This is a genomic window from Megasphaera cerevisiae DSM 20462 (assembly GCF_001045675.1).
GTDB classification, from domain to species: Bacteria; Bacillota; Negativicutes; order Veillonellales; family Megasphaeraceae; genus Megasphaera; species Megasphaera cerevisiae.
In genome coordinates this window covers 1-510 of record NZ_LEKT01000201.1, presented here as the reverse complement: position 1 = coordinate 510, position 510 = coordinate 1, and the positions used below count along the sequence as shown (strand labels likewise).

Below are 510 nucleotides of genomic sequence, written 5' to 3'. Positions count from 1 at the left end.
TAAGATCAGCTCTCACCTTGCGGCTCCTGCTGTCTTCACCTTGTATATATTAGAGTTTCTTCGGTTCGTTAAGGTACTCCCTTTTTTCTTACAAAAAAAGAGGTACTTTCTTCAATACTTTTCTATGCAGTTGTCAAGGTACGAGCTTCATCTGATTCATTCCAGATGAGAGAAGCACATGGCCTCTCAAAACTAAACAATGCAAAATTGGTTGTTCCAGAATGCCGACCTAAGTGATTGGGTTGAGTCCCTTACTGTATCTCTACTTCGCCGGATCTGCGCTCATACTACATGTCTTTCAACATATACTATCAGTCATATCCGGCATAAGTGACTCGCTCGCATGTGTGCGTCGTGCGTTGCACTCCTTCACATGCGGCTCCCTGCTTATCCCTAGAAAGGAGGTGATCCAGCCGCACCTTCCGATACGGCTACCTTGTTACGACTTCACCCCAATCATCGCCCCCACCTTCGACGGCTGGCTCCTTGCGGTTACCTCACCGGCTTCGG

General features: G+C 47.6%; 1 rRNA gene. It reads right to left on the bottom strand.

Annotation, left to right across the window (positions count from 1 at the left end):
• Positions 1 to 397 precede the first annotated feature (397 nt).
• Positions 398 to 510, bottom strand: a 16S ribosomal RNA gene (locus tag AB840_RS15730); the annotation flags it as partial.